A 17795-nucleotide genomic window follows, 5' to 3' on the forward strand; every position below is an offset into this window, starting at 1 on the left:
CAACTGAAGCTGGCGACCTATCAACTGCTGCCGCATCGAATCACTTGGGCGGCGGCAGTTGTTCACCTCATGCACCGATGTTCATCACAGCGACCCAGGCAAGCGAATCCTGAACTGCGCCCCACCCAACGCCGACTGCGCCACGGTCAGTGTCCCGCCCTGCCCTTCGATGGCCCGCCGACTGATCGCCAGCCCCAACCCGAACCCACCGGTATTGCGATCACGGCTACGGTCCAGGCGATAGAACGGCTGGAAGATCCGCTCACGCTCCTCGGTCGGGATGCCGATGCCATCGTCCTCCACGGTCACCAGGCAGGCGCCGTCTTCTTCCCGGCGCAGGCGCAGCAGCAGGCTTTCATCGCAATAGCGCATGGCGTTGCGCACCAGGTTCTGCACGGCGCGGGCGGTCAGCCGCGGGTCGAGGACAAAGCGCGGCAGGTCGGTTTCGCAGCGCACCTCCCAACGGATGCCACGGTTGTCGAGCTCCTCGGCGAAACTGCCGAGCACGCTGTCCACCAGCTCCAGCAACGACACCTCGACCCGCTCGCGGGCCTGGTCGACGCTGTCCAGGCGGCTGTAGGACAGCAGCTCGAGCACCAGCTCGTCCAGCTCGCGCACGTGCCCCACCAGCCCCAGCAGGCGCTTGCGGCTGGCCGGCGGCACCTCGTCGAACAACAGCACCAGGCCGAAGTCCAGACGCGTCAGCGGCGTGCGCAGCTCATGGGAGACCGCGTTGAGCAGTTCGCGCTGCTGGTTGACCTGGCGCTCCAGGTCGCTGGCCATGGTGTCGAACACCCCGGCCAGTTCACCGATGTTCGAGCGTGGCGAAATAGACGTGCGCTCGGACATCTCGCCGCGCCCCAGGCGCCGGGCGGTGTCCTTCAACCGTTCGAGGTCGCGCCAGTGCGGCCATACCCACAGCAGCAGGCAGCCAAGCATGGCCGCGCCGATCAGCACGGTCACGCCCCAGGACAGCACGTTGATGTCCAGCGGATCGTCCGGCGAGTGCAGGCGCACCAGCCATTGCGAATCCAGCGGCGCCAGCACCGTTTCGTAGTAACCCCAGTCGGCCATGCGCACCGCGTACAGGCCATGCTCGAGCCGGGCTTTCTCCTCGCCGCTCAGCTCGGCCTCGTCCATGCGCAGCAGGCGCACTTGCAGCGGCTTGAACACCTCGGCCAGGTCTTTTTCCACTGCCGGCCACTGCTCCCGCGGCGCCTGCTGGAACTGGCGCACGATCAGGGTCTGCACGCCTTTGGCCTGCTCGAGGTTGTAGGCCATGAAACGCTCATGGAACAGTCCGACGATGGTGTCGGGGATCAGCGCGATCGCCCCGGCATAGGCGACGATGATCACCAGGTACAGCCGCACCAGGATCTTGAGCATGGCCTGTCAGTACTCCCACTCGACCCGGCTGAACAGATACCCCTTGCCCCACACGGTCTTGATCTTGCGCGCCTCGCCGGCGCTGTCGTCGAAGCGCCGGCGCAGCTTGGAGATGGCCACGTCCACCGAGCGATCGGTGCCATTGAACTCGATGCCGCGCAACTGCTGCAGGATACGGTCGCGGCTCATCACCTCGCCGGCGTTGCGCGCCAGCACCACCAGCAGGTTGTACTCGCCACTGGACAGCTCCACCTCCTCGCCGCGCCAGCTGACCGTGCGCTCGGCCAGGTCGATGCGCAGGCCGCCGACCTGGATCAGGTCGCTGTCCAGGCGCGGTTCGTTTACGCTGCTGCGGCGCAGCAGGGTGCGCACCCTGGCCAGCAGCACCCGGGGTTCGCAAGGCTTGGTGACGTAGTCGTCGGCGCCCATTTCCAGCCCCAGCACCTGGTCGTGGCTGTCGTCACGGGCGGTCAGCATGAGGATCGGCAGGCCCTGGGTTTCCTGGCGCAGCAAGCGGCACACCTGCAGGCCGTCGAGGCCCGGCAGCATCAGGTCGAGGATCACCAGGTCCGGTTTCTGCCGGCGGAACTCGTCCAGCACATGGTCGCCGCGGGCAATCACCCGGACATGGAAATCGTTGCGTTGCAGGTAGCTGGCGATCAGTTCGGACAACGCGCTGTCGTCTTCGACCAGGAGAATGTTCGGCATAAGGGGATTTGACGAAAGATTGAAGTAAGGCAGGATATAGAATCCTGGGCGGGCCACCGCCGATTGTTCACACTTTTTCACACACGCCCAACACAGCTTAACAGCCGCCACCCGAACGGCTGCTTTAGCATACGCTGGATCAAACCTGGAAGATCCGTATGTCCATTCCCTGCCCTTCGCGCCTGCGCCCCTTGGCGCTGCTGGCGCTGATGACCCTTTCCCTGGCCGGTTGCAACGACGCCGCCGAACAGGAAGAACAAGCCCCGCCTTCCCAGGTCCGGGTCGAGACCCTGGCCGTGCAGCCATTGGCGATCAGCACCGAACTCAGCGGCCGCATCCTCGCGCCGCGTACCGCCGAGGTGCGCGCCCGGGTAGCCGGCGTGGTGCTCAAGCGGGTGTACCGCGAAGGCAGCGACGTCAAGCAAGGTGATGTGCTGTTCCTGATCGACCCGGCGCCGTTCAAGGCCGACTTCGACAGCGCCCGCGCCAGCCTGGCCAAGGCCGAGGCAACCCTGTACCAGGCCCGCCTGCAGGAGCAGCGCTACCGCGAGCTGGTCGACGACAAGGCGGTCAGCCGCCAGGAGTACGACAACGCCCGCGCCGCCTTCCTCCAGGCCGATGCTGCGGTCGGCGAAGCCAAGGCGGCGCTGGAACGGGCACGCCTGAACCTGGGCTACGCCACCGTCACCGCGCCGATCTCCGGACGCATCGGCCGCGCCCTGGTGACCGAGGGCGCGCTGGTCGGGCAAAGCGAAACCACGCCGCTGGCCACCATCCAGCAGTTGAACCCGATTCATGCCGATGTCACCCAGTCGACCCGCGAGCTCAATGCCCTGCGCCGCGCATTGCGCGCCGGCGAGCTGCAGCAGGTCGGCCAGGGCCAGGTCAAGGCCACGCTGATCCAGGATGACGGCAGCGCCTACCCGCTGGCCGGCAAGCTGCTGTTCTCGGACATCAGCGTCGACCCAAGCACCAACCAGATCACTTTGCGCAGCGAGTTCCCCAACCCCGACCTCGACCTGCTGCCAGGCAGCTACGTGCGCGTGCGCCTGGACCAGGCCGTACAGCCCCAGGGCATCAGCGTGCCGCAGCGGGCGATCCTGCGCGACAGCGCCGGCGTGCCCAAGGTGCTGCTGGTCGACCCGCAGGACCGCATCAGCGAACGCCAGGTGGTCCTGGGCAGCGCCCAGGGTGATCGCTGGATCGTCAGCGAGGGCCTGGCCCCCGGTGATCGCGTGGTGGTCGAGGGCCTGCAACACGTCAAGGCCGGGGACCAGGTCCAGGTCGACGAGCAACCGGGCGCCTCCGCGGTCGCCCAACACACCGGCCAATGAGGGCCTGATCCATGCCGCAGTTCTTCATCGACCGCCCGGTATTTGCCTGGGTGGTCGCCCTGTTCATCCTCCTGGTCGGCGCCCTGGCCATCCCGCAGCTGCCGGTGGCCCAGTACCCCGACGTGGCGCCGCCGCAGGTGGAAATCTACGCCGTCTACCCGGGCGCCTCGGCGGCGACCATGGACGAGAGCGTGGTCAGCATCATCGAGCAGGAGCTCAACGGTGCCGACAACCTGCTCTACTTCGAGTCGCAGAGCAGCCTGGGCAGCGCCACCATCACCGCCAGTTTCCAGCCCGGTACCAACCCGGACCTGGCCCAGGTCGACGTGCAGAACCGCCTCAAGGTAATCGAGTCGCGCCTGCCGCGCCCGGTGACCCAGCAAGGCCTGCAGGTGGAAAAGGTGTCCACCGGTTTCCTGCTATTGGCCACCCTCACCTCCGAGGACGGCAGCCTCGACGAGATCGCCCTGTCGGACATCCTCGCGCGCAACGTGATGAACGAGATCCGCCGCATCAAGGGCGTCGGCAAGGCGCAGCTGTATGGCTCGGAGCGGGCCATGCGCATCTGGATCGACCCGGCCAAGCTGGTCGGTTTCAACCTCACGCCCAACGACGTGGCCGAGGCCATCGCCGCGCAGAACGCCCAGGTCGCCCCCGGCAGCATCGGCGACCTGCCCAGCCGGCCGACCCAGGAAATCACCGCCAACGTGGTGGTCAAGGGCCAGCTGAGCACCCCCGAGGAATTCGCCGCCATCGTCCTGCGCGCCAACACCGACGGCTCGACCGTCACCGTCGGCGATGTCGCCCGGGTCGAGATCGGCGCCCAGGAATACCAGTACGGCACGCGCCTGAACGGCAAGGCCACCAGTGCCTTCAGCGTCAAGCTGTCACCCGGCGCCAACGCCATGGAAACCGCGGGCCTGGTCAAGCAGAAGCTCGACGAGCTGGCGCGCTACTTCCCGGCCGGGGTGAAGTACGACATCCCCTACGACACCTCGCCGTTCGTCAAGGTCTCGATCCAGCAGGTGATCAACACCCTGGTCGAGGCCATGGTGCTGGTGTTCGCGGTGATGTTCCTGTTCCTGCAGAACTTCCGTTACACCCTGATCCCGACCCTGGTGGTGCCGGTGGCGCTGATGGGCACCTTCGCGGTGATGAACGCGCTGGGCTTCTCGATCAACGTGCTGACCCTGTTCGGCATGGTGCTGGCCATCGGCATCCTGGTGGATGACGCCATCGTCGTGGTGGAGAACGTCGAGCGGATCATGGCCGAGGAAGGCCTGCCGCCCAAGGAAGCCACACGCAAGGCCATGGGCCAGATCAGCGGCGCCATCGTCGGCATCACCCTGGTGCTGGTGGCGGTGTTCCTGCCGATGGCCTTCATGAAGGGCTCGGTAGGCGTGATCTACCAGCAGTTCTCGGTGTCGATGGCGGTGTCGATCCTGTTCTCGGCGTTCCTCGCCCTGAGCCTGACCCCAGCGCTGTGCGCCACCCTGCTCAAGCCCCTGGAAAAGGGTGAGCACCATGAGCGCAAGGGTTTCTTCGGCTGGTTCAACCGCCGCTTCGAAAGCATGAGCAACGGCTACCAGCGCTGGGTGACCCACGCCCTGGCCCGCAGCGGCCGCTACCTGCTGGTGTATGCCGCGCTGCTGGCGGTGCTCGGCTACGGCTTCAGCCAGCTGCCCACCGCCTTCCTGCCCACCGAGGACCAGGGCTATACCATCACCGACATCCAGCTGCCGCCGGGCGCCAGCCAGGCGCGGACCATCGAGGTGGCGCAGCAGATCGAGGCGCACAACGGCGAAGAGCCAGGCGTGGCCAACACCACGCTGATCCTCGGCTTCAGCTTCTCCGGCAGCGGGCAGAACGCGGCGCTGGCCTTCACCACGCTCAAGGACTGGTCCGAACGCGGTGGCGACGACAGCGCGCAGTCCATCGCCGACCGCGCGACCATCGCCTTCACCCAGCTCAAGGACGCCATCGCCTACGCGGTGCTGCCGCCACCGGTGGACGGCCTGGGCGAGTCGACCGGCTTCGAGTTCCGCCTGCAGGACCGCGGCGGCATGGGCCACACCGCGCTCATGGATGCCCGCGACCAGTTGCTGGAGGCGGCGCGCAAGAGCAAGGTGCTGGTCAACGTGCGCGAAGCCTCGCTGGCCGAAAGCCCCCAGGTGGAACTGGAAATCGATCGACGCCAGGCCAATGCCCTGGGCGTGTCGTTCGCCGACATCGGCGCGGTGCTCGACACCGCGGTGGGTTCGAACTACGTCAACGACTTCCCCAACCAGGGCCGCATGCAGCGGGTGGTGGTGCAGGCCGAAGGCGACCGGCGCAGCCAGGTCGAGGACCTGCTGAAGATCCACGTGCGCAACAACAGCGGCAAGATGGTGCCCCTGGGCGCCTTCGTCACGGCCCACTGGCAGTCCGGACCGGTGCAGCTGACCCGCTATAACGGCTACCCGGCGGTGTCGATCTCCGGCGAGCCGGCGGCCGGCTACAGCTCGGGCGAGGCCATGGCCGAGATCGAGCACCTGGTCGCCCAGTTGCCGGCCGGTTCCGGCCTGGAATGGACCGGCCTGTCGCTGCAGGAGCGCCTGTCCGGCAGCCAGGCGCCGCTGCTGATGGCGTTGTCGCTGCTGGTGGTGTTCCTGTGCCTGGCGGCGCTGTACGAAAGTTGGTCGATCCCCACCGCGGTGCTGCTGGTGGTGCCCCTGGGCGTGCTCGGCGCGGTACTCGCCGTGACCCTGCGCGGGATGCCCAACGATGTGTTCTTCAAGGTCGGCCTGATCACCCTGATCGGCCTGTCGGCAAAGAACGCCATCCTGATCATCGAGTTCGCCAAGGACCTGGTGGACCAGGGGCACGACGCGGTGGACGCGGCGATCCAGGCCGCGCGCCTGCGCCTGCGCCCGATCGTGATGACCTCGCTGGCGTTCATCCTCGGCGTGGTGCCCCTGGCCATCGCCAGCGGCGCCAGCTCGGCCAGCCAGCAGGCGATCGGCACCGGGGTGATCGGCGGCATGCTCAGCGCCACCTTCGCCGTGGTGTTCGTGCCGGTGTTCTTCGTCGTGGTGATGCGCCTGGCAGGGCGTGGCAAGGCACCCCAGGCAACGCTGGAACACAGCGCATCCCGATGATGCCACCTGGACAGGGAGGCACCTGCCGCCTCCCTGTCCATCATCGTGGCGAAATGCTCAGTTGACCGTGTTCCTCAATGCCTTGCCGGCCTTGAAAACCGGTTGTTTCTTCGCCGGGATCTTCAAGGCCTTGCCCGTTTGCGGATTACGCCCTACCCGTGCGCGTCGCTTGGCCACGGTAAACGCGCCAAAGCCGACCAGCGATACCTTCCCCCCTTCGACCAGTGTCCGGGTCACTGCCCGGAGAAAGCCATCCAGGCAACGCCCTGCCGCCACTTTCGTGATGTCGGCCGATTGGGCAATTGACGTGATCAGTTCGCTCTTGTTCATCAACACTCTCCGTGATGCTCGCCAATGGCTCGATTCGATCCAAGGCCGCGAGCCCTATTAGCCATCGGCAACCCGCCCCGTACAACTGACAGAAATACCAGGTGCGCCGTCTGTAGCGCACTGGACAATACAGGGACGAAGTGGGAGGGTTGCAGGCCGTGTACCCGTAGAGCCTGCCCCATGCCCACATCCTTCCCCCCCTGCTCCATCCTCATCCTCGCCGGCGGTCGTGGCCAGCGCATGGGCGGCCGCGACAAGGGCCTGGTGACCTGGCGTGGCGAGCCGCTGGTGGCCCATGTGCAGCGTGCCGTGCGGGCACTCAGCGACGACCTGGTGATCTCCTGCAACCGCAACCAGGCGGCCTATGCGGTTTATGCCGACCAGCTTGTCGGCGATGCCGAAGCAGACTTTCCCGGCCCACTGGCCGGGGTCATCAGCGGGCTCAAGGTGGCGCGGCATGAATGGGTAGTGCTGCTGGCCTGCGATGCGCCGCGGATCGACCGGGCCTTGATCGAGGACCTGCTGGCCCTGGCGGTGGCCCACGACAGCGCGGCCATGGTGCGCCAAGGTGGGTACTGGCAGCCGATGTTCAGTGTGTTGCCGCGGCGGTTGCTGCCGCTGCTGGAGCAGGCCTGGCAGGTGGGTGAGCGGAGTTTGCAGAAGGCCTTGCTGCAGGCGAGCGTCCAGCGGCTGGAGTGTGTCGAGGACGATCAGCGATTGACTAACTTCAACAGCCCGGATCTGTTGCAGGATTAACCTGTCCACGACCCTCTGTAGGAGCGGCCTTGCCGAGGCGTCGGACCGGCCGGAAAGGGCTGCAAAGCAGCCCCAGGATCTCGTGGCGAGGCGGATATTGCCGGGGCCGCTACGCGGCCCTTTCCGGCCGGTCCGACGCCTCGGCAAGGCCGCTCCTACAGAGATTGTGTAAGCCCAAATAAAAAAAATAGCCCCGGGGCAAAGATCCCCCGGGGCCGAGCGGTTGGATTCCCCAACCAAAGGAGTTGGTTTCAGCCCTTGTCCGGCCAGCCACCGCCCAGGGCACGGAACAGATCGACCAGCGCCAGCTGACGCTGGGTGCTGGCCTCGATGAACGCCGCTTCGTTGACATAGCCGTTGCGCTGCGCATCCAGGTAACGCAGGTGGCTGTCCACGCCGCCCTCGTAGCGCGCCTTGGCCAGCGCCACGGTCGCCCGGCTGGTGTCGGCCAGGGCCCGGCGCGCCGCTTCCTCGCGGCGCAGGGTGTCGGTGGCGGCCAGGGCGTCGGCGACTTCGCGGAAAGCGGTCTGGATCGTGCCTTCGTAGGTCACCACCGCCGAATCCTTGCGCGCCTCGGCCAGGCTCAGGCCAGCCTTGTTGCGCCCGGCGTCGAACAGCGGCAGCGACAGCTGCGGCATGAAGCTCCAACTGCGCGAACCACCGTCGAACAACCCGGACATCTGCGCGCTGGAAGTACCGAAGCTGCCGGTCAGGCTGATCCGCGGGAAGAACGCCGCCCGCGCCGCGCCGATATCGGCGTTGCGCGCCCGCAGCCGGTGCTCGGCGGCGAGGATGTCCGGGCGGCGCTCGAGCAGCGCCGACGGCGCGCCCGGGGCGATGTCCGGCAGGACCAGCGGCGCCTCGCCGCGCTCGGCCGGGATCGCCCTGGCCGCGTCCGCGCTGCCCAGCAGCAACACCAGGGCGTTGTAGGCCTGGCGCTGCTCGCGCACGATGCCTTCCAGCTCGGCCCGCGACTGCTCGACCAGCCCCAGTGCTTCCTGGTGATCCAGCGCCGTGGCCGTGCCAGCAGTGCGCCGCTGGCCGACCAGGGCCAGCGAGTCCTCGCGGCTGGCCAGGGTCTGGCGGGTCAGCGCCAGGCGCCGCTCGGCGCCGTCCAGGGTCAGGTAGGCCTGGCTGACATCGGCGATCAGGGCAATGCGCGCGGCGCGGCCAACTTCCTCAGTGGCCAGGTACTGCTCCAGAGCCGCGTCGCTCAGGCTCTTGACCCGACCGAATAGGTCCACCTCGTATTCCGGCAGCGACAAACCCACCTGGTAGGTGCTGCTTACACCCTCGCGGCCATTGCTCGACAAGTCGGCCGCCAGGTGCTGACGGTTGCCGGAGGCCCCGGCATTCAAGCCCGGCACCCGGTCGGCGCGCTGGATGCGGTACTGCGCGCGGGCCTGCTCGATATCCAGCAAGGTCTGGCGCAGCGAGCGGTTGTTGTCCAGCGCGGTACCCACCAGCTGGCGCAGGGACGGGTCGACGATAAACGCCTGCCAGTCCAGTTGCTCCACCGACTTGCCGTGGTGGCCGGCGGCATCGCCCCACGCGGTCGCCACCGGTGCCTCGGGGCGCTGGTAGGTCGGCGCCATGGAGCAGCCGGCCAAGGTGACGGCCAGCGCGAACGGAATTGCAAGATTGCGCATGAGCATCACTTGGTCACCTCGACAGCGTGTTGCACGGGGGCCGGCTTGCGCTTGAGCAGCTTCAGCACGAATACGAAACAGATCGGCACGAACACCACGCCCAGCAAGGTGGCGCTGAGCATGCCGCCGATCACCCCGGTACCGATGGCGCGCTGGCTGGCCGCGCCGGCGCCGCTGGCGATGGCCAGCGGCACCACGCCGAGGATGAAGGCCATGGAGGTCATCACGATCGGACGAAAACGCAGGCGCGCGGCTTCAATGGCGGCGTCGCTCAGGCTGTAGCCCTTCTCCCACAGCTCCTTGGCGAACTCGACGATCAGGATCGCGTTCTTCGCCGCAAGACCAATGATGGTGATCAGGCCGACCTTGAAGTACACATCGTTGGGCAGGCCGGTGAGCATCACCGCCCACACCGCGCCCAGGGCGCCGATCGGCACGATCAGCATCACCGTCAGCGGGATCGCCCAGCTTTCGTACAGCGCCACCAGCAGCAGGAACACCACCAGGATGGCCAGGGCGAACAAGGCCGTGGCCTGGCCGCTGGAGACCTTCTCCTGGTACGACAGGCCCGTCCAGGCATAGCCGATGCCAGGCGGCAGCTCGCTGACCAGGCGCTCCATCTCGGCCATCGCCTGGCCGGTGCTGTGGCCGGGCGCGGCGTCACCGGCGATGCGAATCGACGGATAGCCGTTGTAGCGCACCAGCTGCACCGGGCCCTCTTCCCACTTGGTGGTGACGAAGGCACTGAACGGTACCTGCTCGCCTGCGGCATTAGGGGCATACAGGCGCAGCACGCTTTCCGGGGTCATGCGCTCGCCCTGTTCGGCCTGCACCACCACGCGCTGCTGGCGCCCGGCGTTGGTGAAGTCGTTGATCACCGCCGAACCGAAGGCGGTGGCCAGGGTGCTGTTGATGGTTTCGAAGCTCACGCCCAGGGCGCGGGCCTTCTCGCGGTCGATCTGCACGCGCAGCTGCGGTGCCTCGGCCAGGCCTTCCATCATCGCGTAGAGGATCACCGGGTTGCCGTTGGCACGGGCCAGCAGCTGGTCGCGGGCCGCCAGCAGTGCTTCGCGGCCCAGGCCGCCACGGTCCATCAGGCGCAGGGCGAAACCGCCCGAGTTGCCCAGGCCATCGATCGGCGGCGGCATGACCGCCGTGATGGTGCCGTCGCCATTGGCCGCGAACTGGGCGTTGATGGCGGCGGTTTCCGCCTCGGCCGACTGCTCGGGGCCGCGCACGGACCAATCCTTGAAGGTCGGGAACGCCAGCGCGGCATTGTCGCCCTGGCCCGAGAAGCTGAAGCCGCTGACGATGAACGAGCTGGCCGTCGCCTCGCGGGACATCAGGAATTGCTCCAGCGCCTCGGCGGTGTGGTCGGTACGCACCCGGCTGGCGCCCGGCGGCAGTTGCACGTCGACAATGCTGTAACCCAGGTCCTCCGAAGGCACGAAGGCTTCCGGCAGACGCAGGTAGGAATAACCGAGCACCACCAGGATGCCGACGTAGGCCAGCATCCAGCGACCGGCGCGGGCCACCAGGGCGCTGTTCATTACCGAGTAGCGCTCGGTCACGCGGGCGAAGGCGCGGTTGAAGGCACCGAAGAAACCGCCCTTCTCATGGTGGCCATGGGGCACCGGCTTGAGCAGCGTGGCGCACAGCGCCGGGGTGAAAGTCAGGGCGAGGAAGCCGGAGAACAGGATCGACACCGCCAGCGACACCGAGAACTGCTGGTAGATCACCCCCACGGAACCGGACATGAACGCCAGCGGCAGGAACACCGCCGCCAGCACCAGGGTGATGCCGATGATCGCCCCGGACACCTGCCCCATCGCCTTGATGGTCGCGTCCACCGGCGACAGGCCCTCCTCGGCCATCAGCCGCTCGACGTTCTCCACCACCACGATGGCGTCGTCCACCAGGATGCCGATGGCCAGCACCATGCCGAACATGGTCATCATGTTCACCGAGAAGCCGAGCAGCTTCATGATCATCAGCGTGCCCAGCAGGCACACCGGCACCACGATCGACGGAATCAGGGTATAGCGCACGTTCTGCAGGAACAGGAACATCACCAGGAACACCAGCACCATGGCTTCGATCAGGGTGTGGATGACCTTCTCGATGGCCACGTCGACGAAGCGCGAGGTGTCGTAGGGCACCGAGTACTCGACGCCCTCGGGGAAGAACTGCGCAAGCTCGGCCAGGCGCTCCTTGACCAGCATCGCGGTCTGGATGGCGTTGGCACCGGGCGCCAGCTGCACCGCGCCGGCCACGGCCGGGTGGCCGTCCAGGCGCGAGGACAGGTTGTAGTTCTCGCTGCCGATGGCCAGGCGCGCGACATCGCCCAGGCGCACGCTGGAGCCGTCCGGGTTGGCGCGCAGGACGATGCCGGCGAAGGCCTCGGGAGTATCGAGGGTGCCCTGCACCGCCAGGGTCGCGGTCAGCTCCTGTTCGCTGGCACCCGGCGTGCTGCCGAAGCTGCCGGCCGGCACCTGGACGTTCTGGCCACGGATGGCGTTGTTGATGTCGTCGATGGACAGGCCATAGCCCACCAGCTTCTGCGGATCGACCCAGACCCGCATGGCCGCTTCGGAGGCGAAGAACTGCAGCTTGCCCACGCCCGGCACGCGCAGCAGTTCGTTGTTGATGTTGCGCGCGGCGTAGTCGGCCAGGGCCGTGGTGTCGCCACGGTCGCCGGCCTTGCTGGTCAGGGCGTAGATCAGCAGGAAGCCGGAACTGGCCTGCTCCACCTTCAGGCCCTGGGTCAGCACGGCCTGGGGCATGCGTGCCTCGGCCTGCTTCAGGCGGTTCTGCACGTCGACCTGGGCCATGTCCGGCTCGGTGCCGGGCTCGAAGGTCACCAGCACCTCGGCGACGCCGTTGGAGTTGTTGGTGGACTCGTAGTACAGCAGGCCCTTGGCGCCGTTGAGCGACTCCTCGATGATGCTGGTCACCGACTCCACCAGCACCTTGGCCGAAGCGCCCGGGTAGCTGGCGGTGATGGAAATCTGTGGCGGTGCCACGCTGGGGTACTGGGCCACCGGCAACGCCGGGATCACCAGCAGGCCGGCCAGGGAAATGAACAGCGCCACGACCCAGGCGAAGTTCGGCCGATTGATGAAGAACTTGGACATCTCGCTACCCTCGCCTTATTTCGCCGCGACCGGCTGCGCCTGCGCCGCCACCACAGGCATGCCCGGGGCCAGGCCGGCCGGACTGCCGACGATGACCTGGTCACCGCCGCGCAGGCCTTCGACGATCTGCCAGCGCGAACCCTGCATCACGCCGGTGCGCACGCTGCGCGCCTCGGCCAGGTTGCCGGTGCCGACCACCATCACCCGCGCCTCGCCGTCGCTGCCACGCTGCACCGCCCGCTGCGGCACCAGGATGGCCTGCTGGTCGGTGCCCTGCGGGGTGCGCACGCGCACATACATGCCCGGCAGGAGAATGCCGTCGGCATTGTCGAAGCGCCCGCGCAGGGTGACCTGGCCGGTGCCGCGGTCGACCGCCACGTCGGTGAACATCAGCGCGCCCTGCCGCTGGTAGTCGGTGCCTTCCACCTGGGCCGTCAGCGCCTTGTCGTCGCCGCCACCGAGGGCGCCGTCCTTGAGGGCCTGGCGCAGGCGCAGGGCGTCGGCGGCGGACTGGGTGAAGTCGACGTAGATCGGATCGAGCTGCTGGATGCGCGCCATCAGCGTGGCATCGCCCTGCCCGACCAGCGCGCCTTCGGTGGCCAGGGCGCGACCGATGCGCCCGGAGATCGGCGCGGTGACCGTGGCATAGCCCAGGTTCAGGCGCGCGGTCTGCACGTCGGCCTGGGCCGAACGCACGGCGGCCTGGGCGCTGCGCAGCTCGGCGGTGGCACTGTCGAAGTCCTGCTGGCTCACCGCTTCGATCTTCACCAGCGGCGCATAGCGTTTTACCCGCGCCTGGGCTTCGTGCTGCACGGCCTGGGCCCGGGCCAGGTCGGCCTCGGCGCGGGCCAGGGCGGCCTTGAACGGCGCCGGGTCGATCTGGAACAGCACATCGCCGGCCTTGACGTCGGCACCTTCCTCGAAACGCTTGTGCAGGACGATGCCGGCCACCCGCGCACGCACCTCGGCCACCCGCATCGGCTCGACCCGACCTGGCAAGGTCGAGGCCAGGGCCAGTGGCTCGGCGGACACGGTCACGATTTCCACCGGAAACGCCGTTTCAGCGGCGGCCTGCTGTTCGTCGGCCGCTCCGCAGCCGGCCAGGGCCACGGCTACCGCCAGCCAGCTGACCATCCCAATTGCACGCAAATTGCTCATGAACTCACCCGAGCCGTTAACTAAAATTGGCGCGAATGGTACTTACACATTCGTTTTGAGTCAATTTAGTCTCATTTGAAGTTTTTGTGAAAAGTTGTAATGGCCACCTCCGATCGTCGGCTCGTCGCAGTCCTGGCCCATGGCAGGCGTCAAATGAAACACAACGCCTGAGGAGATCCGCCATGACCCTGCACGCCGTGGCCAGCCTCGACCAGCTCGAGGAACACCGCCCCCTGCGCGTCCAGGCCGGCACCGAGGACATCGTCCTGGTGCGCCAGGGCGAGTTGGTGAAGGCCTACCAGGCCAACTGCCCGCATGAGGGCGCGCCCCTGGAAGAAGGCGCGGTCTGTGGCGGGCTGCTGGTCTGCCCCTGGCACAAGGCCGCTTTTGCCGTCGACGAGGGCGCGGTCTGCGAGCCGCCGGCCCTGACCGGCCTGCGCCGCCATGCCGTAGAGCTCAAGGACGGCCAGGTCTGGGTCGACGACCAGTCGCTGCCCGAGACAGCGCCGCCGCGCCACAGCGACGCCCGCACCTTCGTCGTGGTGGGCGCCGGCGCCGCCGGCTCGGCCGCCATTGCCACCTTGCTCGAGCATGGCTTTGCCGGGCGCCTGCTGTGGATCGACCAGGAACAGCCGAACGCCTACGATCGCACCGCCCTGAGCAAGTTCGTCATCGCCGGGCAGATGCCGGTGGACGAAGTGCCGACCCTGCTGGCCCCGGACGCCCTGCGCCGCGGCCAACTGCAGCGCCTGCACGGCAAGGTGCGCGCCCTGGATGCCGGCAAGCGCCTGATCACCCTGGCCGACGGCCAGAAGCTGAAGTACGACGCCGCCCTGCTGGCCACCGGCGGCAAGCCCAGGCGCCCCGAACTCCCCGGCGTGCAGTTGCCCGGCATCTGCGTGCTGCGCTCGCGCACGGATGCCGCGCAACTGCTCGACCTGGCAGAACCAGGCCAGCCGGTGGTGATCGTCGGCGATGGTTTCATCGGCCTGGAGGCCGCCAGCGCCCTGCGCAAGTACGGCCTGCAGGTGCATGTGGTCACGCGCCACGCCATCCCGCTGGCCCGGCAGCTGGGCGAGCGCATCGGCCAGACCCTGCGCGAGCTGCATGAACGCAAGGGCGTGGTATTCCACGGGCCGACCGAGGTGAGCGGCTTCGAAGGCCGGGAGCGGGTCGAGGCCGTGTTGCTGGCCAATGGCGAGCGCCTGCAAACCCCGCTGGTGCTGCTCGGCACCGGCGTCAGCCCGGCCACCGGCTACCTGCACGACCTGCCCCTGGCCGAGGACCGTTCGCTGACGGTGGACGCCCACCTGCAGGTCGCCGACGGCCTGTGGGCGGCCGGCGATATCGCCACCTTCCCCCTGGCCGGACGCCCGGTGCGCATCGAGCACTGGCGCCTGGCCCAGCAGCATGGGGTGATCGCCGCCGCCAACATGCTCGGCGAGCGCCGCCGCTACGACGACGTGCCGTTCTTCTGGACCTACCAGCACGGGCGCACCTACGAAGTGCTCGGGCATGCCAGCGGCTGGAACCGCATCGAGTACGTCGGCACCCCGGAACAGGGCGACTTCATCGCCCTGCAGTGCCTGGACGACCAGGTCGAGGCGGTGATCGCCAAGGGCCACGCGCGGGCCATGGCGGTGCTGTCGCAGCGGCTGAAACGGCCGCTGTCGAGCCGCGAGGCGCGTGATCTGATCGATGCCTGGGCGGAGTGAAACGGCGCCCGCCGCACGCTTTCAATGCCGGGCGGAACTGTGTAAAAGAGGGAAACCCCTCTCAAGGCGTCAGAAAAGGATTATCTGCAATGATCTACCGCCCCCTCGGCCGCTCCGGCCTGCACGTCTCGGCCATCACCCTGGGCAGCATGATGTTCGGTGAGCAGACCGGCACCGAAGACTCGCTGCGCATCATCGACAAGGCCTGGGACCAGGGCATCAATTTCGTCGACACCGCCGACGTCTACAACGGCGGCCGTTCCGAGGAGATCGTCGGCGAGGCGGTGGCGCGCAACCGCCACGACTGGATCATCGCCTCCAAGGCCGGCTACGGCCCGGTCGATGGCGTGCCGAACCGCAGCGGCCTGTCGCGCAAGCACCTGTTCAATGCCATTGAGGCCAGCCTCACGCGCCTGGGCACCGACTACCTGGACATCTACTACCTGCACCGCGAGGACCACTCGGTCCCCCTGGAAGAGACCGTGCGCGCCATCGGCGACCTGCTGGCCCAGGGCAAGATCCGCTACTGGGGCGTGTCCAACTTCCGTGGCTGGCGCATCGCCGAGATCTGCAACCTGGCGGAGAAACTCGGCGTGGCCAAGCCTGTGGTCAGCCAGCCGCTGTACAACATCGTCAACCGCCAGGCCGAACCCGAGCAACTGACCGCCGCCGCCTACCATGGCCTGGGCGTGGTGCCGTTCAGCCCGCTGGCCCGCGGCGTGCTCAGCGGCAAGTATGCGCCCGGCTCGACCCCGGACCAAGGCAGCCGCGCCGGCCGCCAGGACAAGCGCATCATGGAGGTGGAATGGCGCCAGGAGTCGCTGGCCATCGCCCAGAAGATCCATGCCTACACCGAGGCCAAGGGCGTGGGCATCGTCGAGTTCGCCATCGCCTGGGTGCTGAACAACCGCCTGGTCAGCTCGGCCATCGTCGGACCACGCACCGAGGCGCAGTGGGACACCTATGCCGGCGCGCTGGAGGTGAAGATCACGGCGGAGGACGAAGCGTTCATCGACTCGCTGGTGACACCGGGCCATGCCTCGACGCCTGGGTTCAACGACGTGGCGCACTTCGTCAGCGGGCGCCTGCCACGCTGACACCCAGGTCTAGGTCTGGGACGTAGAGCATAGAACGTGGGAGCGGGCTTGCCCCGCGATGAAGGTTGCGCAATCCCTGGCACCCGCTTCGCGGGTGTTCGCGGGGCCCGTCGCATCGGCGCACCGCCGCTCCCACGCTGTCCCCAGCAGATCGACAGTTCATGTGTCCGCAAGCCCCCCCATGGCGGCCCGCCCCGATTGCTGGCATTGTTCGATTTTCCCCGCGCAAAGGACGCGCTCCCATGGCCCTGCACCTCTGGTTGACCTTCTCCTTCGCCTACCTGCTCACCTCGCTGATCCCCGGCCCCAACGTCCTGCTGACCGTGCGCAACGCCCTGCGCTACGGCCCCTCCGGCATGGGCATGACCCTGTTCGGCAACCTCACCGCGCAACTGCTGACGATCACCGCCGTGGCGATGGGCGTGGGCGCCCTGCTGATCTCGCTGCCCACGGCGTTCCTGGTGCTGAAACTGGCCGGCGCCGGCTACCTGATCTACCTAGGCCTGCGCCAGTTGCTGAGTAAAGGAGGCCCCGCCGCCCCGGCGACCCAGGTGGTCGCGACCCCACCCCAGACGCAATGGCGGATCGCCGTGGAGGCCTTCCTGGTCTCGGTGAGCAATCCCAAGACCCTGGTGTTCTTCTGCGCCTTCCTGCCGCAGTTCCTCGAGCCCGGGCGACCGATTTTCGGCCAGTTCGCGGCGATGTACCTGAGCGGCTCGCTGATCGTCTGCCTGGTGCATTCCTTCTACTGTTTCACCGCCTGGCGCTTCGGCCTGCGCCTGAAGGCTTCGCCCCTGGCCGCCTGGTTCAAGCGCGCCACCGGCGCGCTGTTCATCGGCCTGGGCGTGCGCCTGCTCAACGCCCGGGCGGTGTGACGCTCGGCTGCTCCCCCGCAAGGCCTTTCAGGACTGACCCAGGTTGAACGCCAGCGCGGTGTCGCCCTTGAGACTGGCATTGAGCAGCCCGGCCGGGTCGTGCAGGCGCGCGCCTTGGGCGAAGGTCAACTTGAGCTTGTCCTTGTAGCTCTCCCCGGTACACAGGATGCCGGCATGGGACCACACCGGCACGCCCCGCCACTTCACTTCCTTGACCACCTGCGGGTCGGCCTGGTGGATCAGCGCCCTGAGCCGGGCCAGGCGCGGACCACGCCAGTCGACAAGGCTGGCGATGCGGGCGTCGATCTGCTCGCGGGCTTCGGGCATGGGGCATCCTCAGGCAGGTTCTCCCAAGAACTGTAAGCGAATGCTGCCAAATAGCCCTTAAAGGGAAAATCAGAGAAACGTCCTACGCGGATTTGGGAAGCACTGTCGACCACCCACAATCCGTTCCTCGCTAGTGTTTCAGGTCTGCGTAACGTCGCCCGTGGCTGGCTGCAACAGCCAGCCATGGGC

At 67.6% G+C, this 17795-nt stretch carries 12 protein-coding genes and 1 pseudogene; 6 read left to right on the plus strand and 7 right to left on the minus strand.

The genetic code is table 11. From position 1 onward, the window contains the following. Positions 1–84: 84 nt before the first annotated feature. Together POF53_RS10200 and POF53_RS10205 are read right to left on the minus strand one after the other, a co-directional pair. Positions 85–1386 (minus strand): ATP-binding protein, encoded by a 1302-nt coding sequence (locus tag POF53_RS10200; RefSeq protein ID WP_498967554.1) that lies wholly within the window; start codon positions 1384–1386, stop codon positions 85–87. Positions 1387–1392: 6 nt separating this feature from the next. Beyond that, positions 1393–2094 carry a response regulator gene (locus POF53_RS10205; RefSeq protein ID WP_050705882.1) on the minus strand — a complete coding sequence of 234 codons (702 nt, stop codon included), beginning with the start codon at positions 2092–2094 and terminating at the stop codon, positions 1393–1395. Between the two features lie 158 nt (positions 2095–2252). Between POF53_RS10205 and POF53_RS10210 the strand changes: the two genes are divergently transcribed. After that, on the plus strand, positions 2253–3428 hold the full coding sequence (locus tag POF53_RS10210; RefSeq protein ID WP_203647120.1) for an efflux RND transporter periplasmic adaptor subunit: 1176 nt from the start codon (positions 2253–2255) through the stop codon (positions 3426–3428). 11 nt (positions 3429–3439) lie between these two features. Beyond that, positions 3440–6565, plus strand: a complete 3126-nt coding sequence (locus tag POF53_RS10215) for a multidrug efflux RND transporter permease subunit (protein WP_498967557.1) — start codon at positions 3440–3442, stop codon at positions 6563–6565. 57 nt (positions 6566–6622) lie between these two features. Here the strand turns inward: POF53_RS10215 and POF53_RS10220 are convergent, their stop codons facing one another. Then, positions 6623–6895 (minus strand): HU family DNA-binding protein, encoded by a 273-nt coding sequence (locus POF53_RS10220; protein ID WP_475858255.1) that lies wholly within the window; start codon positions 6893–6895, stop codon positions 6623–6625. A gap of 180 nt (positions 6896–7075) precedes the next feature. On the opposite strand from POF53_RS10220, the gene mobA reads away from it, so the two are divergent. Next, a complete protein-coding gene (mobA, locus tag POF53_RS10225) occupies positions 7076–7651 on the plus strand; it encodes a molybdenum cofactor guanylyltransferase MobA (RefSeq protein WP_498967560.1) in 576 nt (191 codons plus the stop codon). 251 nt (positions 7652–7902) lie between these two features. On the opposite strand, the gene POF53_RS10230 is transcribed toward mobA, so the two are convergent. The 3 genes from POF53_RS10230 to POF53_RS10240 are packed head-to-tail and all read right to left on the minus strand — an operon-like array spanning position 7903 to position 13592. Further along, positions 7903–9300 carry an efflux transporter outer membrane subunit gene (locus tag POF53_RS10230; RefSeq protein WP_498967562.1) on the minus strand — a complete coding sequence of 466 codons (1398 nt, stop codon included), beginning with the start codon at positions 9298–9300 and terminating at the stop codon, positions 7903–7905. Between the two features lie 5 nt (positions 9301–9305). Then, on the minus strand, positions 9306–12434 hold the full coding sequence (locus POF53_RS10235) for a multidrug efflux RND transporter permease subunit (protein ID WP_498967564.1): 3129 nt from the start codon (positions 12432–12434) through the stop codon (positions 9306–9308). Between the two features lie 15 nt (positions 12435–12449). After that, complete coding sequence (locus POF53_RS10240; protein ID WP_498967566.1) at positions 12450–13592, minus strand: MexC family multidrug efflux RND transporter periplasmic adaptor subunit; 1143 nt, start codon at positions 13590–13592, stop codon at positions 12450–12452. A gap of 182 nt (positions 13593–13774) precedes the next feature. Between POF53_RS10240 and POF53_RS10245 the strand changes: the two genes are divergently transcribed. The 3 genes from POF53_RS10245 to POF53_RS10255 all read left to right on the plus strand — a co-directional run bounded on the left by POF53_RS10245 (position 13775) and on the right by POF53_RS10255 (position 17279). Continuing rightward, on the plus strand, positions 13775–15307 hold the full coding sequence (locus POF53_RS10245; RefSeq protein WP_498967568.1) for an FAD-dependent oxidoreductase: 1533 nt from the start codon (positions 13775–13777) through the stop codon (positions 15305–15307). 89 nt (positions 15308–15396) lie between these two features. Next, positions 15397–16404 carry an aldo/keto reductase gene (locus tag POF53_RS10250; RefSeq protein ID WP_498967570.1) on the plus strand — a complete coding sequence of 336 codons (1008 nt, stop codon included), beginning with the start codon at positions 15397–15399 and terminating at the stop codon, positions 16402–16404. Positions 16405–16646: 242 nt separating this feature from the next. Beyond that, on the plus strand, positions 16647–17279 hold the full coding sequence (locus POF53_RS10255; protein WP_232856454.1) for a LysE family translocator: 633 nt from the start codon (positions 16647–16649) through the stop codon (positions 17277–17279). 39 nt (positions 17280–17318) lie between these two features. On the opposite strand, the pseudogene POF53_RS10260 reads toward POF53_RS10255, so the two are convergent. Then, positions 17319–17606: pseudogene (locus tag POF53_RS10260) on the minus strand (DUF1801 domain-containing protein); the annotation flags it as partial. Positions 17607–17795: the final 189 nt, after the last annotated feature.

The organism is Mitsuaria sp. RG (assembly GCF_028369275.1).
GTDB classification, from domain to species: Bacteria; Pseudomonadota; Gammaproteobacteria; order Pseudomonadales; family Pseudomonadaceae; genus Aquipseudomonas; species Aquipseudomonas peradeniyensis.